The sequence below is a fragment of the Arthrobacter sp. 08Y14 genome (assembly GCF_002929455.1).
Classification (GTDB): Bacteria; Actinomycetota; Actinomycetes; order Actinomycetales; family Micrococcaceae; genus Arthrobacter_B; species Arthrobacter_B sunyaminii.
The window spans coordinates 797,296-819,450 of sequence record NZ_PJIX01000001.1 but is presented as its reverse complement, the minus strand read 5'-3'; the positions used below and the strand labels follow the sequence as shown (position 1 = coordinate 819,450).

The following is a 22,155-nucleotide window of genomic DNA, read 5'->3' as shown; positions in this document are numbered from 1 at the left end:
CTTAAGGAGGTGCCGCGGTGGGCGTGAACGCCAGCTCCTCCGCACCGGCACCTAAAACCCTCCGCTTTGCCGGGACGGAAGTACAAATGCCGTCCCGCGCGGCGGTTCCCCGGAACGGCCGCCGGGCGGCCCTGCTGGCGGCCGCGATCGGCGTGCTGGCGCTGGCCTGCCTGGCATCCGTGGCCTTCGGCGCACGGGCCCTGTCCTTTGGAACCGTGCTCGAAGCCCTGACCGCCTACGACCCGGGCAACGGAGACCATGCGGTGGTGGTGTCGAGAATTCCCCGCACCGTCCTTGGCCTGCTGGCAGGCGGAGCACTGGGGCTGGCCGGGGCCGCCATGCAGGGCGTGGCCCGCAATCCACTGGCGGACCCCGGAATTCTGGGGGTCAACGCCGGAGCGGCTTTCTTTGTGGTGCTCGGCATTTACGGGTTCGGCATTTCCACCTTCCTTGGCTACATCTGGTTTGCGCTGGCCGGTGCGGCACTGGCCGCCGTCCTTGTGTACACCGTGGCGAGCCTGGGCAGGGAAGGCGCCACTCCGGTCAAGCTGGCCCTCGCCGGGGCTGCCCTGTCCGCCGGACTGAGTTCACTCATGAGCGCAGTGCTGGTTTCCAGCCAGCAGACTCTGGACATCTTCCGTTTCTGGCAGGCGGGCAGTCTGTCCGGTCGGGGCTGGGACGTGATCAGCGCCGTCGTTCCCTTCCTGGCAGCCGGCGCCGTCATCACGCTGTGCGCCGGCCGGGCACTGAACGGTCTGTCCCTGGGGGATGACGTGGCCCGGGGGCTGGGGCAGCGGGTGGGCCTCAGCCGCGGCATCACTGCCCTGGGAGTGGTGCTGCTGTGCGGTGCCGCCACTGCCGCCGTAGGCCCGATCGGCTTTGTCGGACTGGTCATCCCGCACATGGTCCGGTCCTTCACCGGACCGGACTACCGGTGGATCCTTCCCTTTTCCCTGGTCCTGGCGCCGGTGCTGCTGATCATTGCCGACATCATTGGGCGCCTTGCCCTCCCGCCGGGAGAAATTCCAGTGGGCGTCATGACCGCTGTCATCGGAGCCCCTGTCTTTATTTGGCTGGTCCGGCGGCGGAAGCAGGCCCAACTGTGAGCGCGTTGCTGGACCGTTCCGCAGCCGGACCGGGAGCCCTCCTGGTCCGCGCCGCCCGCCGGCGGTCCCTGAAACGCGGCCGCGTCGTGACCACTGTCCTGGCGGCCGTCGTCGTCGTTCTCTTTGCAGTCAGTATCCTGCTGGGCACCTACACCGTCACCATCCCGGACTTCTTCCGGATACTCGGCGGGGAACAGCTTCCCGGCGCCACGTTCATCGTGATGGAGAGCAAACTGCCGCGCGCCGTTATTGGACTTCTGGTGGGTGCCGCCTTCGGGATTTCCGGCAGCATTTTCCAAACCATGCTGCGCAACCCGCTGGCCAGTCCGGACATCATTGGCATCAGCTACGGAGCCAGTGCCAGTGCCGTGGTGGCCATAGTGGTCTTCGGTGCCGCCGGGACTACTGTTTCCCTGGCCGCCCTGTGCGGAGCCCTGGCTGTCGCGATGGCCATCTACCTGCTTTCCCGGCGCGGCGGTGCAGCCGGTTACCGGTTGATTCTGGTCGGCGTCGGCTTCGCCGCCGTTATGCAGGCCCTGGTGACCTTTTTGATGACGCGTGCCGATGTGCGGACCGCTTCCCAGGTGCTGGTCTGGCTGAATGGTTCGCTGAACTCCAGCAACTGGGACCGTGCCGCCGTTCTGGCCCTGGCCCTGCTTGTGCTGCTGCCCGTTACTGCGGTCCTTGCGCGTCGGCTTCGCGGGCTGGAGCTGGGAGAGGACACAGCAGCGGGGCTTGGACTGCGGGTTGAGGCGTCCAAACTGGGGTTGCTGGTTGCCGGGGTGGCTCTGGCTGCCGCGGCCACCGCTGCTGCGGGGCCGGTGGCTTTCATTGCCTTTCTCTCCGGCCCGATTGCCAGGCGCCTGCTGGGCGGGCGGCACTCTCTAACGGTTTCCGCCCTGGTGGGCGCCGTCATCGTGCTGGCCGCAGATTTTGTCGGAGCCAACCTGGTTCCCGGTGTTTCACTGCCCGTGGGCGTGGTGACAGGTGCCCTCGGGGCGCCGTTCCTGCTGTGGCTGCTGGTGACTTCCAACCGTGTAGGCCGAGGAGGCTGATATGGGCAATACCCCTGATCCGAACACCCTGAGCGCACAGGATCTGGTTCTTTCCTACGGCGAGCGCCTGGTGGTGGACGGTTTGTCGGTCACACTCCCCGCCGGGCAGATCACGATCATTGTCGGCGCCAATGCCTGCGGCAAATCCACACTGCTGCGCGGCCTCTCACGGCTGCTCAAACCTGCCGGCGGCACGGTGCTGCTGGGCGGGAGGGACATCCATTCCCGGCCTGCCCGCGAGGTGGCACGCATCCTGGGCCTGCTGCCCCAGACTCCGGTGGCGCCGGACGGCATCACCGTGGCGGATCTGGTGGGCCGCGGCCGCTACCCGCACCAGGGCTGGTTCCGTCAGTGGACACCCGGGGATGACGACGCCGTTGCCGCCGCATTGGAAGCCACCGGCACTCTGGACCTGGCGGAGCGGAACGTTGATGAGCTCTCGGGAGGCCAGCGCCAGCGGGTGTGGATTGCCATGGCCCTGGCGCAGGAGACCCGGATTCTTCTGCTGGATGAGCCCACCACTTTCCTGGACGTCACCCACCAGATTGAAGTGCTGGACCTGATCACGGACCTGAACCGGCGGGCAGGCACCACCGTGGCGATTGTGCTGCATGACCTGAATCTCGCCGCCCGCTATGCAGACCACCTGATTGCGATGAAGTCCGGTGCCGTCGCCGCTCAGGGCGCCCCGGCCGACGTTGTTACCGAAGACCTGGTTCGTGACGTTTTTGGTCTGGAATCCAAAGTCATTCCCGATCCTGTCTCCGGAACCCCTATGGTGGTTCCCATTGGCCGTCATCATGCGTTGCAGCCGGCTGATGAGGACCCTGCCAGAGAGGTGGGCTACCTGCCCAACCCGCACGACACCCTAACCGCACGCGAACCAAAAACCCGCCTGGAGGCCGCATCATGACTCAGGTCAGCACCCGCACCGGAGTAACAGCGGTACCCCGCAAGGCACGCCGTGCCTCAGGTGGCGGAGCCGTGATGTGCTTCGACGTCCAAGTGCGGCGGGTCCAGCGCCTGAGCGAGAATTTCCAGCGCATCACCTTTGCGGGTGCGAGCCTTTCCGAGTTTGGGATCCAGGGGCAGACCCACGATCTGCGGATCCAAGTAGTGGTTCCTTCCATTGCTGCCGACGGCACCCGGATTCCGGTGCCGGAGTTCGACTGCAGTGATACCGCCTGGTACCGGAACTGGCTGCAGCTGGACGAGGCTGTGCGCGGTTCCATGCGCACCTACACCGTCCGTGCTGCCCGGTGCTCGGGTGCCGAGCCGGAGATCGACGTCGATTTTGTCCTGCACTTCGATGAAGAGGGCAGGGGCGGCCCCGCGTCCAGCTGGGCTGCCGCTGCGGAACCGGGGGACCGGGTCAGCATCATTGGGCCCAACGCCGCCCACTGTGTCACGGCGGAGTCTTACGGCGGGATTGAATGGCGTCCCGGGATGGCACGCCACATCCTGCTGGCGGGCGACGAAACGGCCGTACCGGCGATCACGGCCATCCTGGAGGGCCTGCCCCGGGACGTGACAGGCCACGCCCTGCTGGAAGTTCCAACAGCCGCCGACGAGCAGCAGGTGTCCACGGAATCTTCGGTCCGGGTGAGCTGGCTTGCCCGAAGCGGCCGGCCCCACGGTGAACTGCTGGAAGCCGCTGTCCGCCAGGCCGTGGCGCTTCCCGGATGGGCTTCCGTGGACGGTGCGCCGGTGCCGCCCCGCCCCCGGATCGAAGACATCAACGTGGACGAAACCATCCTTTGGGAGACACCTCAGCGGCTTACTCCGGCGGCGGTCCAGGGAACACCCAACCCGCACACGCCGTCGGGCGCGCTGCCGTTCTATGCCTGGATTGCCGGCGAGGCCGCCGTGGTCCGCGGGTTGCGCCGCTATCTGGTGAGCGAAGCCGGAATCGACCGCAAACAGGTTGCGTTCATGGGCTATTGGCGCAGGGGCCGCGCCGAAGGCTAAGGTTCGGAGCCACTTCTACGGAGTGTGATCTGCCGCCAAGGGATGACTGTCCTTCATCACATTTGCTTTCATCCCAAAGTGCCGCGTCGGTAAAGTAAAACGAGTGGGAGCCTGGCTCCCGCCTATGAGAACTATTGCTGTTCACTGCCCCTTTGCCGACAACTGCACAAGAGGTGATGGATTACGACGAAGTACTCAGATCATCTGACCGAAATCCGGGAACGGCTTCTGCCGGAACTGCGGGACCGTGTCCTGCCGGAATTGCGGGAAAAGGTCCTCAGCTGGACCACAGAAAGTGCACCGCCCGGAAAGAGTATTTCCTCGAGACTTGCAAAGTACTGGCCGGAGACAATGAAGTCCCGGCTCGAAAAGGTACCGGCGGCCGTACAATCCCTGCCTGCAGACCTGCGCTGGCTGTCCACCCCCGCCCGCAAAACCTGTGCCCTCGGGGCCGGGGCGGCGCTGGTGCTCGGGTCGGCCGTGGCAGGCACTGCCCACAGCGCCGGGCAGGATGCCCTCCTTTTGGAGCGGGCGTCTGTGACTTCCGACCTGTCCGCACAACACGGAGACAGCTCCGCGGAACACGGAGAGAGTTCCGGGGAGCCGGCCGAAGCGCCCCCTGCGGAAAACGGGCAGGGCTCCACGACGCCTGTGGAGGAGGCACCCGCAGAACCTGCTCCGGAACCCCCGTCGGTGCCGCTGGACGAGCTGCGCGTGACGTCTCCGTTCGGCTGGCGGGAAAACCCGCTGCTTGGAAACGGTGCACTGGAATGGCACACCGGAATTGATTTCGGTGCCAATCTGGGCACACCCGTCAAGTCAATTGCGCCTGGCACGGTGGTCTATGCGGAATATCACCAGTACGGCGGACTGCGGGTTGTTGTTGACCACGGAGACGGTGTGGAAACTACCTACAACCACCTGAATGACATCTTTGTTGAGGTGGGCCAGTGGGTGGATATCAACCAGGAGGTCGGGTCCGTTGGAAGCACCGGAAACTCCACCGGACCGCACCTGCACTTTGAAGTGCTGAAAGATGGCGAATATCAGGATCCCGCAGTCTGGATGGGACTCTAGCAGCGAAGGCCGCTGCCCCGGCCCGGGGCAGCGGCCTTCTAGACTTCAGGGTCGGTCAGAATGGCCGGGTCCTTTTCGCCCTGCGGCATCCGAACCCGCAAAGCGCTGGGATCGACGCGGAAAGCCACGTGCGAGGCCTTGCCCAGGTGGTCACCGTCAACTTCGAATTCCTGCGGGGTCTGCGTGAAGATTTCAGCTTCCTTGCACTGGTAATACTCCACGGAAGTTCCCTTGCCCTTCCCCCGGCGCAGCAGGCCGGCCACAACACCGAGCCAGCCCAGCCGCCCCTTGGGGGCCATGGTCATGATGTCCAGCAGCCCGTCGTCAATCCGGGCACCGGGGAAAATCTCCAGGCCGCCCATGATCTTTCCGCAGTTGCCGCCCATCACGCTGCGGGGAAAGCCGGAGATCTCCTTGCCGCCGTCGAGCCGAATGGTGCTCTTGACCGGTTTGCCTGGCAGGTTTCGGACACCAGCGTCAATGTAGGCCAGCCAGCCGACGCGGTCCTTGAGCGTGTCGTTCGTATCGCCCATGAGAGCGGCGTCGTACCCGAGTCCGGCCATGACCAGGAAAACGTCGCCTTTCAGCGCGCGGTCCAGAGTGACGTGGACGACGTCGATATTGCGGTCCGTCCCGGTAAGGGCGGCGGCAACCGCTGCCTCCGGATCGTCGACGGCGATATCCAGATTGCGGGCCAGCAGGTTCCCCGTTCCGAGCGGGATCAGCCCCAGCGGCGTGTCAGTGCCTGCCAGTTCGGCGGCAACACAGCGTACGGTTCCGTCACCGCCTGCCGCGATCACCACATCCACGCCGGCCTCCAGGGCCTCTTTGGCCATGCCGCGCCCCGGATCTTCCTTGGTGGTTTCCAGCCACAGCGGCTCATCCCAGCCCTGGTCCCGGCAGGCACTCTCAACCAGGGCGCGGATGTCCACATCGGTCTTTTTGATGGGGTTCATGATGACTGCGGCACGTTGGCGCGGTCCGGCTGCTGAGCTGGCCATGGGTTCCTTTGGTTGCTCGCGGTGTACTGCGAAACGGTGACGGTATTGTTCAGAGTCTAATCCGCCGGGCGTGCAGCTAGCTGTCAATGCGGAAACAACAGAATCAACTTGTACCCTGTGGGAGTGACTTTTACTTCTCGGTATGTGGCTTTGGGCGATTCATTCACTGAAGGCGTGGGGGACTGGGATGACTCCCTGCCCAACGGAGTGCGGGGTTGGGCGGACCGCGTCGCCGAGCAGCTGATCCTCGCCGAGGACTCCTGGGGATACGCCAATCTGGCGATCCGCGGCAAGAAACTGCATCAGGTCCTGGCGGAACAGGTGGACGCCGCCATCGCACTGGAACCAACGCTGGTGAGCATTTACGCAGGCGGCAACGACATTCTGCGCCCCCGGGTGGACATTGACACACTGATGGACTCGTACGACGGCGCCATTGCCAAGCTGCGTGCCTCCGGCGCCGCTGTGCTGATGTTCACCGGATTCGATTCGGGCCGGTCACCGGTGTTTGGGGCCACCCGGGGGCGGACGGCGCTGTACAACGAGCTGGTGCGCGAGGTCGCTGACCGCCACGGTGCCGAGCTCGTGGATTACTGGCGCATGAAGGAACTGCAGGACGAAAGGTACTGGGACATTGACCGGTTGCACATGGCCCCGGCCGGACATATGTTCACCGCCAAGAAAGTCCTCGAAGTCCTGCGCCGCACCGACACCATCGATGTCCCGGAGCTGGATGAGCTGCCCGCGCGGACCCGTGCCGAGCAACTGCGCCGTGATGCCCAGTGGGCCCGGGAATACCTCGGACCGTGGGTTGGGCGCCGGCTGCGGGGGGTTTCCTCAGGTGACAAACTGACCCCTAAATACCCGATTCCGGTACACCCCAAAGTTCCGGCCCGTTCCTGAAAAAGGGCCCCTGATCGGTGCGTAAAACCTCCGGGGTGAGGTGATTCACAGAATTCCCCAAGAGCCCAATGACTGCGTGGGTGTTTTCCCGGCAAATGGTGTCCTGAACGCATCATCAGAAGGCTGATAATTCGGTATCCCCCGCTGTTTTTCCTAAACTTGTTGGTCTGCCTGACGCCTGTAGCCGCGTCCGGCCGGTTGCTTCCGATACACGCAGCTGACTTCTAGGAAAGAAAGCCAACATGCCTAAAGATGCACCCACCCTCCGCCGTCCCGTCCTGAGGCGCCGGCGCCTGAAGGTTGACGACGTGAATGTTGTCGACAAATCGATGATGAAGAAAGCCGTGGGCGGAACCGTCGTCGGCAACACCATGGAATGGTTCGACATTGGTGTCTACGGCTATCTTGCCGTCACCATGGGAGCGGTTTTCCTCTCCGAGGCCGACGCCTCCGCCCAGCTCATCTTCAGCCTGGGCGTTTTCGCCGCCACTTTCCTGGCCCGCCCGCTCGGCGGCATTGTCTTCGGCCGGCTCGGCGACCGTCTGGGCCGCCAGAAGACGCTGGCCACCACTCTGATGCTGATGGCCGGCTCAACGTTCGTGATTGGACTCCTCCCCGGCTACGACCAGATCGGCATGTGGGCTCCGGTGCTGCTGGTCCTCATGAAGCTGCTCCAAGGCTTCTCCACCGGCGGTGAGTACGCCGGTGCCACAACCTTCGTGACGGAGTACGCCTCCGACAAGCGCCGCGGCTTCCTCTCCAGCATTCTTGACCTCGGCAGCTACATGGGCTTTGCCCTCGGCGCCGGGGTCGTGTCCATCCTGCAGCTGACGCTCAGTGCCGAAACCATGCTCGACTGGGGCTGGCGCATTCCCTTCCTCGTTGCAGGCCCCCTGGGCCTGATCGCCATTTACTTCCGGCTCAAGATTGAAGAGTCACCGGCCTTCCAGGCCACCCTGGATGCGCAGGAGGAGAACGCCGCTTCGGGGAACCCCGACGGCGAAACGGCACCTCCGGGAACGCTGGCCATGATTGGCCTGTACTGGCGCCCGATCATCGTCGCAATGGTCCTGGTAGCCGCAGCCAACACTGTCGGTTACACCCTGACCTCCTACATGCCGTCCTACCTCACCGACTCAATGGGATACGACGCCGTGCACGGCACACTGCTGACCATCCCCGTCCTGGTGGCGATGGCACTGTGCATTCCTCTCTGCGGAAAGCTGTCGGACCGCATCGGCCGCCGTCCCGTGCTGCTGATGGGCGCCGGGTCCACCATTGTGCTGGCTGTTCCGGCGTTCCTGCTGATTGCCCACGGCCCTGTCTGGTCGACCCTGCTGGGACTGGGCCTGCTGGCCGTTCCCGTGACCCTCTACGTGTCCAACCTGGCCTCGGCGCTTCCGGCACTGTTCACCACGGCGAGCCGCTACGGCGCCATGGGTATCTCCTACAACTTCGCTGTGGCGATCTTCGGCGGCACCGCACCGCTGATCATGCAGGGGCTGATCAATCTGACCGGCAATGACCTGATGCCGGCATTCTGGCTGATGGCAACTTCCGTTGTTGGAGCGGTGGCCGTGTACATCATGAAGGAATCCGCCAACCGGCCCATGCCCGGGTCCATGCCCAGCGTGGATACTCACGCCGAGGCACGCGAGCTTGTGGCAACCCAGGATGAGAACCCCCGGCTCGACGTCGATTCCCTGCCGTTCGGTGTGGAAGGCACTGGGGCGCCTAAACAACAGGACAGCTAAGCGCGCCGGCCCGCCCGCCGAATCATTGAAGGCTCAAGCAACCATGGGAGTATAGACAAATGAGCGACACCGAGTTCTCCTCCGTCCCCTGGCTGAGTCCCGATGAACGACGGGCGTGGCTGGCTCTTTACGCCGTGGCCACACGGCTCAACCCCACGCTGGATGCTGAGCTGTCCAAGCGGGCACGGATCACGCTTTTCGATTACCACGTGCTGGCGATGACCTCCGAGGCGCCGGAGCGTGCGCTGCCGATGAGCGAGCTGGCGGCCCGGTCCAACGCATCCCTCTCCCGGCTTTCGCACGTGGTGAAGAAACTTGAGGGCCGCGGCTGGATGGAACGCTCGCAGTCGCCCGACGACGCCCGCGTCACCATGGCCGCGCTCACGGACGAGGGTATGGCAGCCCTGGCCTCACTCGCTCCCGACCACGTCCGCTCCGTCCGGGACCTGGTCTTCGACGGACTGGACGCCCGCGACGTGAGTGACCTCGAACGCATTGGCCGGCGCATCCTGGGCCGGCTGGAACCGGGCAACAGCATCGTTGAAGACAACACCCCCGCCGATCCCTCCTGAGAGCGGCGTCAGGGCGTTTTGTTAGCCTTGGTGTAAATGGAGAGCAGCCAACACGCCCCCCCCAGCGAGAGGTACCACATGCACACCCCCCGCATTCTGACACTGATTCTTGCCGGCGGAACGGGAGGCCGCCTCGGCTCCCTTACCGACCATCGCGCCAAGCCGGCCATGCCGGTTGCCGGCTCCTACCGGCTGATCGACGTTCCCCTGTCAAACCTCCACAACAGCGGCCTGTCTGACGTCTGGATCGTGGAGCAGTACAAGCCCAAATCACTCAATGACCATTTGGTCAGCGGCCGCCCCTGGGACCTGGACCGGACCAACGGGGGCCTGCGGGTGCTGCCGCCCTATCAGGGCGGCGAAGGGGAGGGGTTTGCGCAAGGCAATGCTGACGCTCTCTACCGTCAAGCCGACTACATCCGCGATTATGATCCGGACCTGGTCCTGGTGCTCAGCGCCGACCATCTCTACCGGCTCGATTACCGGGACGTTCTTGCCACCCATGAGCGTTCCGGTGCTGCCCTGACCGTGGTTACGACCAAGATCCGCAGGAATCCCTCCGACCACGGCGTGGTGGAGGTCGAGGGCGGCTTCGTGACCGGCTTTGAGTACAAGCCTGAGAAGCCCAAGACCGACCTCGTGGCTGCCGAGATCTTCCTTTATGATGCGGCGGTGCTCCTGAATGCCATGGATGAGCTGATGGAAAGGGACGGCCAGCTGGAGGATTACGGCGACCAGCTCATTCCCCACCTCGTAAAGACGGAAAAGGTGGCGGAACACCGGCTGGATGGCTACTGGCGGGACATGGGCACGCCGAGCAGCTACCACGAGGGCCACATGGACCTGATTGACGGCCGCGGGCTGGACTTCGATGACCCTCAATGGCCCATCCTCAGTGCCTCACCGCGCCGGCTGCCCGGTTTCGCCGGCGAGGCGGCCCGGGTTTCCAGCAGCCTCCTCGCGCCGGGCTCCCGGGTGGAAGGCAGCGTCCGGCGCAGCGTCCTGGGGGCCGGCGTGTTGGTGGAAGCCGGCGCCGAAGTGGAGAACTGTGTTCTCCTGGGTGACGTGAAGATCCGTTCCGGCGCAAAGCTGCGCAACGCCATTGTGGATGCCGGCGCAGTGGTGGGCGGCGGCACCGAACTCGACGGCGCTGAGCTGGATCCGGAGGCGGCAGTGGTGGTTGTCGGGGCGGACGGGGCAGTACAAACGCCGTCGTCGCCGTCTAAAGGGTGAGGTCAGGCACCTTTAACGGGTACAGTATCCCGCCGGTTTGAATGAAAGCCGGGTTGCCCCTAGGATAGAGAGGCGTTAAGTTGCGCCTATGTTCGAGAGGGATGCCGTAAGGCGGGCCTGGAGACATTTGCGCGGCCACCCGTATAAACCTAGAATTGAAGGCTGTCCCGGCAGATACTGCTTGGCATCCTGAACTTCACCGTCTTCCCCGCGGCGAGGCACTTCGGCTGGATCTCACCCCGCCAGGTCAACCTCCGGAAAGTCGCAGTAATAACGGTGTCAAAACTGGTGGCGGGACGCTCTTTATGGCAGGTGCTTAGGCAAACGCCCTGTGTCTGTTTTTTGAGGACCGTCATATTTACTACAACTGGAGGAGAGATCATGGCAGCTTATTGCCAGGTCACCGGAGCCATCCCCGGCTTTGGTCACAGCATTTCGCACTCGCACCGCCGCAACAAGCGCCGGTTCGACCCGAATATTCAGAAGAAGCGCTACTGGGTTCCGTCCCTGCGCCGCAATGTGACGCTGCAGGTTTCGGCCCGCGGCATCAAGACGATTGACGTGCGCGGTATCGACGCCGTCATCACTGACCTTATCGCGAAGGGTGTGAAGCTCTAGTGGCTAAGGACAAGGACGTACGTCCGATCATCAAGCTGAAGTCGACCGCCGGCACCGGGTACACCTACGTGACCCGCAAGAACCGTCGTAACGACCCGGACCGCATGGTCCTGAAGAAGTACGACCCGAAGATCCGCCAGCACGTCGAATTCCGTGAGGAGCGCTAAGAATGGCAAAGAAGTCCAAGATTGCCCGCAACGAGCAGCGCAAGGTCGTTGTTGAGCGCTACGCCGCAAAGCGCCTCGAACTGAAGAAGACCCTGGTGGACCCGAACGCCACCGACGAAGCCCGCGAAGCTGCACGCCTCGGCCTGCAGAAGCTTCCGCGCAACGCCTCGCCGGTACGCCTTCGCAACCGTGACCAGATTGACGGCCGCCCCCGCGGTACCCTCCAGAAGTTCGGTATCTCGCGTGTGCGTTTCCGCAACATGGCCCACGCAGGCGAACTGCCCGGCGTGAAGAAGTCCAGCTGGTAAGCACTGCTTAGCTAAGCTTTCAAAAGGGCGGCAACCTACGGGTTGCCGCCCTTTTGCATGCCCCGGGACTGTTTGGCGGCGGGCGTGCATAAAATCCGCGCCGTTGCAAGGAAACAGGCTAAGGGCCCCGATGGGGTAAATGGCACCTTTTTCTGGGCTGAGAGCTGAAAAAACCGCGAAAAACAGCGGATTTTTCCTGATTTCCGGGCGCGGACTGGTAAGTTTCCAACAGTGGCGGTTTCGCATCCGTGATCCGCTCGAGCTAACACCTAGTCCAGGAGGACATAAATTGGCTATGAACCGCAGTGAACTTGTTGCAGCAGTGGCAGAGAAGTCCGGCAACAGCCAGACGGCAGTGAACGGCGTTCTCGACGCTGTCTTCGACATCTTCGCAACCTCCGTTGCCAATGGCGAGAAGATCACCATCCCCGGATGGCTCGCAGTCGAGCGCACTGACCGCGCTGCCCGCACGGGCCGCAACCCGCAGACCGGCGAAACCATTCAGATCCCGGCAGGCCACAGCGTCAAGCTGACCGCCGGCTCCAAGCTGAAGGCTGCTGTCTCCACCAAGAAGTAACCTCCTTTCCTGAGGCAAGGGCCGGCGCCTGAGGGCGCCGGCCTTTTTTGTGCAATTAGCCCAAATTTCTACCGTGGGTAGAGAATAGGTATCGTGCCTAAAACTGCCAACACCGATACCGCCGGCGCCCGCCTGCCGTCCGGCGCTTCCACGTCTGCCGGAGCCGTTGGGGGCAGCTGGCTCGCCGCCGCCGCTGCCGTCCTGTTCACGGCCCTTGCCGGGGCACTGGTCTTCTCCGGCGCCGCCGCGGCCCAGCAGCTTTCCGACCCCGGTGCGCTGACCCGATGGGCCCTGCCTGTTGCCAAGGCCGTGCAGAACGGTGCCATGGCGGCGGTCATTGGAGCGCTGGTGTTCTCAGTCGCCATCCTGCCGAAGTCGCTGAAATTCACGCGGGCCCGCAAGGTCCGGGCGGATGAACCGGAACACCCCGCGTTCGCCCGTGCCCTGCTGCTGGCAGGATACGCAGCAGCGGTCTGGACACTGTCAGCCATCGCCGTGCTGCTCTTCACCTACTCGGATGTCTCCGGCCTGCCGCTGAGCGCGGAGGCAAGTTACACCCAGGGCCTTGGCGCCTTCGTCACCGACTTCTCCACCGGCCGCGCCTGGCTGGCAGTGAGCATCATTGCAGCAGTGGTCACCACCCTGGCCTTCGGCGTCCGGTCCCTGAACGGCCTCGCCGCCACCACCGTGCTGGCCGCCGGGGCCATCATCCCCATCGCGCTCGTGGGCCACTCAGCAGGCGGCGACGACCACAGTGCCGCCGTGAACTCCATCGGGCTGCACCTGGCCGGTGTGTGCCTGTGGATTGGGGGACTCATTGTCCTGGCTGTTGTCTCCCGCCAGCTGGGTCCCATTACCGGCGTGGTGCTGCGCCGCTACTCCGCGCTTGCCGGTTTCGCCTTCGCGCTGGTCTTCCTGTCCGGCGTCATCAACGCCTCCCTGCGCATCACTTCGCTTTCCCAGCTGAATTCCGAGTGGGGGAGCCTGGTTATTTTCAAGGCGGCGGCAACCCTGCTGCTGGGCGTGATCGGGTTCCTGCACCGCCGCTGGATTATTCCCCAGCTGCCCGCCAAGATTCCCGGCTCCGCCGCAGGCTCCAACGAACAGGGCGGCCCCCGGGCGAAGAGCGCCAACCGCATTCTCTGGCAGCTGATCGGTGTGGAACTGCTGATCATGGCCGCTGTCTCCGGCGTGGCCGTGGCCCTGGGCCGCACCGCCACCCCGCGGCCGGAGGAGCTGCCGCCCAACGCGTCGCCGGCGCGGATCCTCACCGGATATGACCTGCCGCCGGAACTGACGAATGAACGCTACCTCACCGAGTGGCGCTTCGACTGGCTGTGGGTCGCGATCGTGCTTGTCCTGGCGGTTTCCTACATTGCCGGAATGGTCAAGGTGCGCCGCCGCGGTGATAAGTGGTCAATTGTTCGTGCCCTGTGCTGGCTGTTTGGCCTTGCTGCGCTGACCTATGTCACGTCCGGTGCCCCTGCCGTGTACGGCATGGTGCTCTTCAGCACCCACATGCTGGCCCATATGTCCCTGACCATGGTGGTTCCGCTGTTCCTGGTGCTCGGTGCCCCCGTAACACTGGCGCTGAAGGCGCTGACACCGCGCGGTGACGGCACCCGCGGGATCCGGGAGTGGATCCTTGTCGGCGTGCACTCGTGGTTCTCCAAACTGGTCACCAACCCGATTTTCGCGGCCGTCAACTTTGCCGGGTCGATCGTGATCTTCTACTACTCGGAGCTGTTCGGGTTCGCCCTGCGCCAGCATGTGGGCCACGAACTGATGGTTGTGCACTTCCTGCTGACCGGCTACATCTTTGTCCTCACCATGATCGGCATCGACCCGCTGCCCTACCGGGCGCCGTATCCGCTGCGCCTGGTGATCCTGCTGGCCACGATGGCCTTCCACGCCTTCTTCGGTGTGGCGGTCATGGGCGGAACCTCCCTGATCCAGGCCTCCTACTTTGGAAACATGGGCCGGGACTGGGGACTGTCCGCCCTCGCTGACCAGCAGCTCGGCGGATCCATCATGTGGGGCCTGGGTGAGATTCCCACCGTCATGGTGGCCATTGGGGTGGCGCTGCAGTGGTCCCGGACTGACGCCCGCGAAACACGGCGTAAAGATCGGGCAGCCGAAAGGAATAATGAGGCTGAACTGGCCGCTTACAACAACATGTTTGCCAATCTGGCCAAGCGGGATGCCAGCAGCTCTGAAGGAGACCGTTAATGACTGAAACTGTGCGCACCGGATACCGGGTGCGGGCCTCCGCCCTGGAGGGCCGCAACTGGCTGAACACCGGCGGCCGCCAGCTCGGGCTGGAAGACCTGCGCGGGAAGATCGTGCTTCTGGACTTCTGGACCTTCTGCTGCATCAACTGCCTGCACGTCCTGGACGAGCTTCGCCCGCTGGAGGAGAAGTACTCCGACGTGCTGGTGACGGTGGGTGTGCACTCGCCCAAGTTCGAGCACGAGGCAGATCCCGTGGCCTTGGCAGCGGCTGTGGAACGCTACGAAATCCACCACCCGGTCCTGGACGACCCGGAGCTGATCACCTGGCAGGCCTACGCGGCCCGCGCCTGGCCAACCCTGGTGGTCCTGGATCCGGAAGGCTACATCGTGGCCAACCTGTCGGGTGAAGGTCACGCCGCCGGCCTCGAATCATTGATCAGCGAGCTCGTCGAAGAGCACGAAGCCAAGGGGACGCTGCACCGCGGAAACGGTCCGTACGTTCCTGCCGAACCCACCGCCGGCAACCTGCGTTTTCCCGGCAAGGCCGTTCCCCTTCCCGGCGGGACCTTCCTGGTGGCCGATACCGGGCACCACCGCCTCGTGGAGCTTGAGGATGATCTCACCACAGTGCGCTCTGTTATCGGTGACGGCACAAAGGGGTGGCGCGACGGCGATGCCGGCACGGCCCGGTTCAACGAACCCCAGGGCCTGGCCGTCCTGCCCGCCGCCGTGGCGGAGCAGACCGGGTACGACGTCGTGGTGGCGGACACGGTCAACCACCGGCTGCGCGCAGTGGCCCTGGCTTCCGGAACAGTCACGACAGTGGCCGGAAACGGCGTACAGCGGCTCCTGGACGCGGGTAACCAGACCAAGCGGGCTCCGGGCGCAGACCACCCCTCCGAAGCCGCCTCAGCGGACGGCAGTGCCGTTCCCGGATCGGAGTCCGTGCAGCAGGTTCTCGGTGCCGACCCGCTGGCTGTGTCCCTGTCCTCGCCGTGGGACGTGACCTGGTCCACTGCGCTGGGCCGCCTGGTAGTGGCCATGGCAGGCACGCACCAGATTTTCAGCTTCGATCCGCTCACCGGCGCACTGGGCATCCTGGCCGGCACCGGGCTTGAAGGCCTGCTGGATGGCGACGGTGCCGAGGCTTGGTTTGCCCAGTCCTCCGGCCTGGCCGAAGACGCTGACGGCAACATCTGGGTCGCCGATTCGGAAACCTCAGCGGTTCGCCGTTTGGCCTTTAGTGCAGCCGGCGGCACCACGCGGGTGTCCGTCAGCACCGCCGTCGGAGCCGGGCTCTTTGACTTTGGCTTCCGCGACGGGCCTGCCGGGGAGGCGCGTTTGCAGCACCCGCTGGGAGTTGCAGTGCTGCCGGACGGTTCGGTGGCCATCGCCGACACCTACAACGGTGCTGTTCGCCGTTACGACCCCGCAACTGAAACTGTTTCCACCCTGGCCCGCGGACTCTCCGAGCCTTCCGGCGTCCTGGTGGACACCACTGCCGGGGAACCGCTGCTGATCGTGGTGGAAGCCAACAAACACGAACTGGTGCGGCTGCCCATTCCCAAGGAAGCCCAGTCGGTGGACGAGGGTGCCCGGCAGACGCAGCGCCCTGCCAGCCCGATGGCCGCGGGCACGGTGGCGCTTTCCGTCCGCTTTGCCGCTCCCAAGGGCCAGAAGCTGGACGACCGGTGGGGAGATCCCACGCAGCTGAAGATCTCATCCTCCCCGGAGGAACTGCTGGTTTCCGGAGGCGGGACTTCCACCGGGCTGACACGGGAGCTGGTGCTTTCGGACTCCGTGTCCGGCGGTGTTCTGCACATCACGGCACGCGCCGCGGCCTGCGACGGAGAGCCCGGCGGCGAGATCCCCGACCATGCCGCCTGCCACCTGTACCAGCAGGACTGGGGCATCCCGGTGACCATCGACGCCGCGGGAGACACTGAGCTCACCCTGGACCTGCGCGGGCTCGACTAGCGGAATCTGTGCGGCAAGCGACCAGCCCGGCCACAGACATCCGGCCGGGCTAGTCGATCAGGGGAGTAACGGACACCTCGCCTGCACCAACGGACAGCTGCGCGGCGAAGCTGAAATCCTTCTCAACCTCCAGCGGGCTCTTGACGCCGCTGAAGAGGTCCGTCTGCTCAGCGGTGAGACGGGCCTTGCCGTTGAGCGGAGAGAGTACCCACTTCCCCGACACTGAACGAATATTGACTTCCGGGTACTGCGTGATTTCCCAGACGATGGGCGGCTGGACCCGGTTGTCGGTGAAATGGAAGAACGGACAGCCCGGCGGGGCGAGCCGGTCCTGGGCGCCGGTGCAGCCGGCGAGAAAATCGCGGACCTTGGCGTCTACGGCATTTCTCAGGGCCTCGGTGGCCTCGGTTGCCAGGACCAGGGAGACGGTATCACGCGGCGAAGTCAGGACTCCTGATTCCGCCGGGGCGGCGAAGAACTCCGACTCGTAGGAAGCTTCCACGCGTGTGGGATAGAAGGAAGCAAACGTGGTGGTCTCTTCGGGCAGGGCCACCTGAACGCCATTGAGGACGGCTTCGCGCTGGCTGGGCGCGCTTACAGTCACCGTGGGAAGGACCGAAGGGACAAAGGACCACTGGTCAAAAAACAACCAGTGCTTTTCGGTACGCGTCAGGCGGAAGGTGCTCTGCGCCTCCTCGGCGCCCATGGCATAGGTGACGTCAATATCCACCCTGTCCTCACCGGCGTCGCGGGGTTCACCGATCTGAACCAGCTCAAGGTCCGCGGCTGCGGCCCGCAGCGCGTCTCCGTCAAGCAGGGCGGCATTGGATTGCGGAACCTTGGCGGCCAGCAGCCCTAGGGCGCGTTCCCCGTCTCCTTCTTGGAGGGCGTCGAAGTAGCTGCTCACCTGGTGCCCCGGCCCGTACACCTTCGCATTGACGAAATAAATGACCACCACTGCCGCAGCGATGGTGAGCATGAGGGCAAGCAGCCACGTGGCCACTGCTTTGATTACCGATGTTGTTCCATGCACCGATCAAACGATACCGGGTGAAACAGGAGAAGCCCGGACCGCGGGCCTGCCGCCGTCCGGGCTTCTCCGGGCAAATCCGCCGGAACTTAGTTTCCGCTGCCCACCTTGTCATTCTCGCGTGCCATGGCGATTTCTTCGGCACGTGCTGCGTTGGCTTCCTCGGTCAGCTCCGCACCTGCTTCGGCATCCCGGGTGAGGTTCTCCCCGGTCTCGGGATCGAACAGGTGCACCTTGCGGGTGTCCAGCCACAGCTCGGCGTCGCGTCCGCCGCGGATGCGGGAGGCTGCGTCGATGGTAACCACAATCTGCGGCCGGAGCTCGTCGGCGTCCATATCCCGTGCCAGGTTGTCCAGGAGTTCCTTGACCTCGGGATCCGGGTGGAAGGGGATGTAGCCGTACTGCTCGTTGCCCAGCCATTCGGTGTGGCTGATGGGTGCGGTAAACGTTGAGCCGTGGTGGAGCTTGGCCTCGTCCACAAACTTGGCATCCTCGAAGAACTCCGGCCGCAGCCCTACGAGCACAATGTTCTTCCCCGCCGCCTTGCTGGCCTTATCCTGCGGAATCGTGATGTCGCCAACCGCAGTCCGGAGCACGTTGCCGTCCACCGTGGCCGGCAGGAAGTTCATCGACGGAGAGCCGATGAAGCCCGCTACAAAGAGGTTGACGGGCTGTTCATACAGCTCGCGCGGCGATGCCACCTGCTGCAGGATGCCCTTCTTGAGCACGGCTACGCGGTCGCCGAGGGTCATGGCTTCAGTCTGGTCGTGGGTCACGTACACGCTGGTGGTTCCCAGCCGGCGCTGCATCTGCGAGATCTCCGACCTCATTTGGCCGCGCAGTTTGGCGTCCAGGTTGGAGAGGGGTTCGTCAAAGAGGAAGGCATCCGCCTGGCGGACAATGGCGCGGCCCATGGCAACGCGCTGTCGCTGACCGCCGGAAAGGTTGGCAGGTTTCCGGTCCAGGTGCTCGGTCAGCTCCAAGGTGGCAGCAGCGTCATTGACCAGCTTGTTCACCTGCTCATCGGTGTACTTGCCCTTGGCGAGGCGCAGCGGGAACGCGATGTTCTCGAAGACCGTCAGGTGCGGGTACAGGGCGTAGTTCTGGAACACCATGGCCAGGTTGCGGTCACGGGGTGCCTTGTCATTCACCCGCTCCCCGTTGATCAGCAGGTCTCCGGACGTGATGTCTTCCAGACCTACGATCATCCGCAGGAGGGTGGACTTTCCGCAGCCGGACGGGCCAACCAGGATGATGAACTCACCGTCTGCGATATCCAAGCTGACATCGTTGACGGCAGGGAAACCGTCGCCGTATTTCTTGACGAGGTGGTTGAGGGTGATCGATGCCATGAGAATAAATCCTTTTCTTCGACCGGACGTAAGGAACTTAGCCCTTGACGGCGCCCTGGGTTAGGCCCGAGACGATCTGGCGCTGGAACGCCAGCACCAGCACTACAACGGGGATGGTGACAATAATTGCGGCCGCCGAGATGGCGCCCGTCGGTTCTTCGAACTGGGAGGCGCCGGTGAAGAAGGCCAGGGCTGCTGGAACCGGCCTTGCTGCATCGGTTGAGGTCAGTGAAATGCCGTACACGAAGTCGTTCCAGGCGATGAAGAACGCAATGATCGCCGTGGTGAACACCCCGGGTGCCGCGAGGGGAACAATAGCCTTGCGGAAAGCCTGCCAGGTGGTGGCTCCGTCCACCTGGGCTGCCTGTTCCAGCTCCCAGGGAATCTGCCGGAAGAACGCTGACAGCGTCCAGATGGAAATCGGCAGGGTCAGGGACAGGTACGGAATGATCAGTCCGAGCCAAGTGTCATACAGCCCGATGTTGCGCCACAGGTTGAACAACGGAGTCACGATGGAAATTACGGGGAAGATCGAGACGCCGAGCGCAGTGGTCAGGATCAGCTTCTTGCCGGGAAAGTCCAGCCGTGCAATCGCGTAGGCACACAGGGTAGCCAGCACCACGGCAACAAACGTGGCGATCAGGGAAATGCCGATGGAGTTGCGCAGTGCGGAGAGGAAGAGATCCTGGGCGTCCCCCACAAGGATCTCTTCATAGTTGGTGGTGGACCACGTATTGGGGAGGAACGTTCCCGATGTGAGGTCGCTGGGGATCTTGAACGAGGTGGCGAGAATCGAGGCTACCGGGAACAGTGCATAGACGATCACCACAATCGAGATGATGGTCCAGGTCAGCCTGCGACGAACAGGTGAGGATTTCACTAGTTACCCCCTCGTGCACCGGTGAGGTCCACCTTGAACAGTTTGATGGCGATGAAACAGATGATGATTACGCAAAGGAACAGCAGGACTGAAATCGCTGAGCCCATGCCGATCTCCAGCCGGGAAATTGAGGTGCGGTATGCCAGCAGCGAGAGAACTTCGGTCCCGTAGGCACCGTTGGTCATGATGTAGACGTTGTCGAAGATCCGGAACGCATCCAGCGCCCTGAACAGGACGGCAACCATGATGGCGGCCTTCATGTTCGGCAGGATCACCCGTGACATCCGCTGCCACCAGGAGGCACCGTCCACTTCCGCGGCTTCGGTCAGTTCTCCGGGAACCTGCGCCAGCCCGGCGAGCAGCAGGAGAGAAATGAACGGTGTGGTCTTCCAGATTTCGGAGGCGATAATCACGAACAGGGCGGTGGGCCCGTCAGCAAACCAGTTCAGGTCCGGGCTAATGCCCGGCACCCAGTCGAACCAGTGGTTGATGTAGCCGGAGTTAATGTCGAAGGCGTAGAACCAGGCGAAGGCCGAAACCACGGTGATGATGCCGTAGGGGACCAGGATGGCGGTGCGCAGCCAGCCGCGGACGGCCTTCAACGCACTGTTCATCACCAGGGCCAGGGCAAAGCCCAGAACGAGTTCCACCGCCACGGTAATGACCGTGATCAGCAGCGTCACGCCGAGGTCGCGCCAGAAAACGCTGTCGGTGAGAATAACGCTGTAATTGCCGAGGCCAATGAATTCCCTGTCGCCCGGCGCCGTCAGTCGGTACTTGAACAGTGAATCCCACACGGCCAGGAGGATCGGATAGGCAGTGACGGCCAGCATGATCACGAATGCCGGGCCGGCCAGCCACAGCCCGAGCCTGCGTTCGGACCGTGCCCTGTCACTCAGGCGCGGCTTGGCGGGTTTGGGCGCGGGTGCTGCTCCCCGCTGAGCTTCTACGGAAGTGCTCACAACAGCTTCTCCCCTTTCAGGACCGCAAGGATGAACTCGGAGCTGGTTTCCGGCGTGGTTGCCGGATCAACATCGCTTGGCGGGGTCCACGTCTGCTGGATGCCGGTTGAAACTTCGTTGTAGTACGGGGTTTGCGGCCGGGGCTTGGACAGCTCCAGGGACTCACGGATGGTTTCCGCCATGGGGAAGGTGTCCGATACTCCCGGAGCATCATAGGCATCGATGTTGGCCGGGGGATTGCCGTTGCTGGTGAAGTACAGGGACTGGTTATCCGGGCTGACAATGCACTCAATGGCCTGGTAGGACAGATCCTGATGCTTGCTCTCGGACCCCACACCGAGGTTGATCCCGCCCAGCGGGGGAGCGGTTTCTTCACCCGCATTGACCTGCGGATACAGGGTCCAGCCAATGTCATCGATCAGGTCTGCGGGCAGTGTTCCCGCTTCCACTGCTGCATTGGTGGCAGGCCAGACAAAGGGGTAGTTGACCATGAACGAGCCCTGGTCTCCCTGGAACTGGATCATGGAGGTGTTTTCGGTTTGGGTCGGCAGTCCGGGGCCGCCGAGGCCTTCCTTGCCGATGGTGGACACGATTTCCGCGGCCTGGGTTCCCGCCCCGGAATTGAGGCCCAGCTTAATCTCGTCTGCAGGGGCGTCCGGATTCTCCACGATGGTGCCGCCCGCGGATTCGACCAGTGCGTTGACCCACACGGTCATGGATTCGGCACGGGCACCCTGGACCCCCAGGAACTTGCCCTGGCTGGCGGCTGCGTCAATGAGCTGCTGCCAGGTGACCGGTTGGGTCATGTCCAACCCTGCGGCTTCCGCCACCGACTTCCGATACCAGAGGATCTGGGTGTTGGCCCAGAACGGAACGGCCACCACCTTGTCCTTCCACTTCGCTCCGGTGAGCGCACCTTCGACCACATTCTGCGTGGTGCTGTCGATGACCTCCTGCGGAACAGGAGCGAGGTAGCCGGGTTCGGCCAGTTCGGGGACAAACGGCGGGTCCAGGCTCATGATGTCCATGGTGTCGTCGCCGGCTGCGAGCCGGCGGGCGAGCTGCTCCCGCTGTGCTCCGGCATCGCTGGGCAGTAGCGAGGTCTGGATGGTGTACGCGCCATCTGCCTGTTCGGTGCAAATTTCGGCGATCGTTGCCTGTCCGCCGTCATCCGGGTTGATGTACCAGGTGAGGGTTGGGGGACCTTCTTCGGAGGAACAGCCGGTCAACAGCGTCGCTCCGATAGCGAGGGCAATCCCCGCAGCTGCACGCGCCCGTTTGCGGGGCCGGCCGTAGTGTCTCGCATCCATTGGCATCGGTGTTGTGCCTCCACCTCGTCGTAGGCGCGGATTAATAGAACTTTCCGCAAAACTGCCACCCTAAG

21 protein-coding genes are annotated in these 22,155 nt (G+C 63.9%); 15 read left to right on the top strand and 6 right to left on the bottom strand.

The features are described 5' to 3' along the window. Positions 1–86: 86 nt before the first annotated feature. From CXR03_RS03835 to CXR03_RS18555, 5 genes are all read left to right on the top strand, one after another. Positions 87–1,106, top strand: a complete 1,020-nt coding sequence (locus tag CXR03_RS03835; protein ID WP_104102806.1) for an iron ABC transporter permease — start codon at positions 87–89, stop codon at positions 1,104–1,106. A gap of 68 nt (positions 1,107–1,174) precedes the next feature. Further along, complete coding sequence (locus CXR03_RS03830) at positions 1,175–2,161, top strand: iron chelate uptake ABC transporter family permease subunit (RefSeq protein WP_258073530.1); 987 nt, start codon at positions 1,175–1,177, stop codon at positions 2,159–2,161. A 1-nt stretch (position 2,162) separates the two neighbouring features. Beyond that, on the top strand, positions 2,163–3,074 hold the full coding sequence (locus tag CXR03_RS03825) for an ABC transporter ATP-binding protein (protein ID WP_104102024.1): 912 nt from the start codon (positions 2,163–2,165) through the stop codon (positions 3,072–3,074). A gap of 74 nt (positions 3,075–3,148) precedes the next feature. Continuing rightward, positions 3,149–4,129, top strand: a complete 981-nt coding sequence (locus CXR03_RS03820; RefSeq protein ID WP_219816199.1) for a siderophore-interacting protein — start codon at positions 3,149–3,151, stop codon at positions 4,127–4,129. Positions 4,130–4,480: 351 nt separating this feature from the next. Then, entirely contained in the window at positions 4,481–5,206 is a 726-nt protein-coding gene (locus CXR03_RS18555; RefSeq protein WP_258073475.1) for a M23 family metallopeptidase, read from the top strand. Positions 5,207–5,244: 38 nt separating this feature from the next. Here the strand turns inward: CXR03_RS18555 and CXR03_RS03810 are convergent, their stop codons facing one another. Continuing rightward, the gene (locus CXR03_RS03810) at positions 5,245–6,207 is read right to left on the bottom strand and encodes a diacylglycerol kinase family protein (RefSeq protein WP_104102021.1); all 963 of its coding nucleotides are present in this window, start codon (positions 6,205–6,207) and stop codon (positions 5,245–5,247) included. Positions 6,208–6,330: 123 nt separating this feature from the next. Between CXR03_RS03810 and CXR03_RS03805 the strand changes: the two genes are divergently transcribed. The 10 genes from CXR03_RS03805 to CXR03_RS03760 all read left to right on the top strand — a co-directional run bounded on the left by CXR03_RS03805 (position 6,331) and on the right by CXR03_RS03760 (position 16,547). Next, the gene (locus CXR03_RS03805; protein ID WP_104102803.1) at positions 6,331–7,110 is read left to right on the top strand and encodes an SGNH/GDSL hydrolase family protein; all 780 of its coding nucleotides are present in this window, start codon (positions 6,331–6,333) and stop codon (positions 7,108–7,110) included. A 242-nt stretch (positions 7,111–7,352) separates the two neighbouring features. Continuing rightward, the gene (locus CXR03_RS03800) at positions 7,353–8,864 is read left to right on the top strand and encodes an MFS transporter (protein WP_104102020.1); all 1,512 of its coding nucleotides are present in this window, start codon (positions 7,353–7,355) and stop codon (positions 8,862–8,864) included. Positions 8,865–8,923: 59 nt separating this feature from the next. Further along, positions 8,924–9,436 carry a MarR family winged helix-turn-helix transcriptional regulator gene (locus tag CXR03_RS03795; RefSeq protein WP_104102018.1) on the top strand — a complete coding sequence of 171 codons (513 nt, stop codon included), beginning with the start codon at positions 8,924–8,926 and terminating at the stop codon, positions 9,434–9,436. A 78-nt stretch (positions 9,437–9,514) separates the two neighbouring features. Next, a complete protein-coding gene (locus tag CXR03_RS03790) occupies positions 9,515–10,669 on the top strand; it encodes a glucose-1-phosphate adenylyltransferase family protein (RefSeq protein ID WP_104102017.1) in 1,155 nt (384 codons plus the stop codon). Between the two features lie 381 nt (positions 10,670–11,050). Then, positions 11,051–11,287: a 50S ribosomal protein L28 gene (gene rpmB, locus CXR03_RS03785; protein WP_104053173.1), complete on the top strand. Its 237-nt coding sequence runs from the start codon at positions 11,051–11,053 to the stop codon at positions 11,285–11,287. After that, positions 11,287–11,454, top strand: coding sequence for a 50S ribosomal protein L33 (gene rpmG / locus CXR03_RS03780; protein WP_013602737.1), 168 nt, complete (start codon positions 11,287–11,289; stop codon positions 11,452–11,454). The genes rpmB and rpmG overlap by 1 nt, the downstream gene beginning before the upstream one ends. 2 nt (positions 11,455–11,456) lie before the next feature. After that, on the top strand, positions 11,457–11,762 hold the full coding sequence (gene rpsN, locus CXR03_RS03775) for a 30S ribosomal protein S14 (protein WP_104102015.1): 306 nt from the start codon (positions 11,457–11,459) through the stop codon (positions 11,760–11,762). 289 nt (positions 11,763–12,051) lie between these two features. Continuing rightward, on the top strand, positions 12,052–12,339 hold the full coding sequence (locus CXR03_RS03770) for an HU family DNA-binding protein (RefSeq protein WP_104053170.1): 288 nt from the start codon (positions 12,052–12,054) through the stop codon (positions 12,337–12,339). 201 nt (positions 12,340–12,540) lie between these two features. Continuing rightward, positions 12,541–14,568: a bifunctional copper resistance protein CopD/cytochrome c oxidase assembly protein gene (locus tag CXR03_RS03765; RefSeq protein WP_258073529.1), complete on the top strand. Its 2,028-nt coding sequence runs from the start codon at positions 12,541–12,543 to the stop codon at positions 14,566–14,568. Then, on the top strand, positions 14,568–16,547 hold the full coding sequence (locus CXR03_RS03760; RefSeq protein WP_104102014.1) for an NHL domain-containing thioredoxin family protein: 1,980 nt from the start codon (positions 14,568–14,570) through the stop codon (positions 16,545–16,547). The genes CXR03_RS03765 and CXR03_RS03760 overlap by 1 nt, the downstream gene beginning before the upstream one ends. Before the next feature lie 49 nt (positions 16,548–16,596). Here the strand turns inward: CXR03_RS03760 and CXR03_RS03755 are convergent, their stop codons facing one another. From CXR03_RS03755 to CXR03_RS03735, 5 genes are all read right to left on the bottom strand, one after another. Further along, a complete protein-coding gene (locus CXR03_RS03755) occupies positions 16,597–17,580 on the bottom strand; it encodes a hypothetical protein (protein ID WP_146070449.1) in 984 nt (327 codons plus the stop codon). Between the two features lie 86 nt (positions 17,581–17,666). Continuing rightward, entirely contained in the window at positions 17,667–18,929 is a 1,263-nt protein-coding gene (locus CXR03_RS03750; RefSeq protein ID WP_104102011.1) for an ABC transporter ATP-binding protein, read from the bottom strand. A 37-nt stretch (positions 18,930–18,966) separates the two neighbouring features. Next, positions 18,967–19,809, bottom strand: coding sequence for a carbohydrate ABC transporter permease (locus CXR03_RS03745; RefSeq protein WP_104102009.1), 843 nt, complete (start codon positions 19,807–19,809; stop codon positions 18,967–18,969). Next, positions 19,809–20,771, bottom strand: coding sequence for a carbohydrate ABC transporter permease (locus CXR03_RS03740; protein WP_104102008.1), 963 nt, complete (start codon positions 20,769–20,771; stop codon positions 19,809–19,811). Before CXR03_RS03740 ends, CXR03_RS03745 begins: the two co-directional genes overlap by 1 nt. Beyond that, positions 20,768–22,081: an extracellular solute-binding protein gene (locus tag CXR03_RS03735; RefSeq protein WP_104102006.1), complete on the bottom strand. Its 1,314-nt coding sequence runs from the start codon at positions 22,079–22,081 to the stop codon at positions 20,768–20,770. Before CXR03_RS03735 ends, CXR03_RS03740 begins: the two co-directional genes overlap by 4 nt. Positions 22,082–22,155 lie beyond the last annotated feature (74 nt).

What these genes read in the sequence shown, in the direction of transcription:
- rpsN (WP_104102015.1), top strand. Translation starts at nt 11,457, where the DNA reads ATGGCAAAGAAGTCCAAGATTGCCCGCAACGAGCAGCGCAAGGTCGTT.
- CXR03_RS03820 (WP_219816199.1), top strand. Translation starts at nt 3,149, where the DNA reads ATGTGCTTCGACGTCCAAGTGCGGCGGGTCCAGCGCCTGAGCGAGAAT.
- CXR03_RS03825 (WP_104102024.1), top strand. Translation starts at nt 2,163, where the DNA reads ATGGGCAATACCCCTGATCCGAACACCCTGAGCGCACAGGATCTGGTT.
- CXR03_RS03810 (WP_104102021.1), bottom strand. Translation starts at nt 6,207, where the DNA reads ATGGCCAGCTCAGCAGCCGGACCGCGCCAACGTGCCGCAGTCATCATG.
- CXR03_RS03750 (WP_104102011.1), bottom strand. Translation starts at nt 18,929, where the DNA reads ATGGCATCGATCACCCTCAACCACCTCGTCAAGAAATACGGCGACGGT.
- CXR03_RS03795 (WP_104102018.1), top strand. Translation starts at nt 8,924, where the DNA reads ATGAGCGACACCGAGTTCTCCTCCGTCCCCTGGCTGAGTCCCGATGAA.
- CXR03_RS03790 (WP_104102017.1), top strand. Translation starts at nt 9,515, where the DNA reads ATGCACACCCCCCGCATTCTGACACTGATTCTTGCCGGCGGAACGGGA.
- rpmB (WP_104053173.1), top strand. Translation starts at nt 11,051, where the DNA reads ATGGCAGCTTATTGCCAGGTCACCGGAGCCATCCCCGGCTTTGGTCAC.
- CXR03_RS18555 (WP_258073475.1), top strand. Translation starts at nt 4,481, where the DNA reads ATGAAGTCCCGGCTCGAAAAGGTACCGGCGGCCGTACAATCCCTGCCT.
- CXR03_RS03800 (WP_104102020.1), top strand. Translation starts at nt 7,353, where the DNA reads ATGCCTAAAGATGCACCCACCCTCCGCCGTCCCGTCCTGAGGCGCCGG.
- CXR03_RS03760 (WP_104102014.1), top strand. Translation starts at nt 14,568, where the DNA reads ATGACTGAAACTGTGCGCACCGGATACCGGGTGCGGGCCTCCGCCCTG.
- CXR03_RS03835 (WP_104102806.1), top strand. Translation starts at nt 87, where the DNA reads ATGCCGTCCCGCGCGGCGGTTCCCCGGAACGGCCGCCGGGCGGCCCTG.
- CXR03_RS03735 (WP_104102006.1), bottom strand. Translation starts at nt 22,081, where the DNA reads ATGGATGCGAGACACTACGGCCGGCCCCGCAAACGGGCGCGTGCAGCT.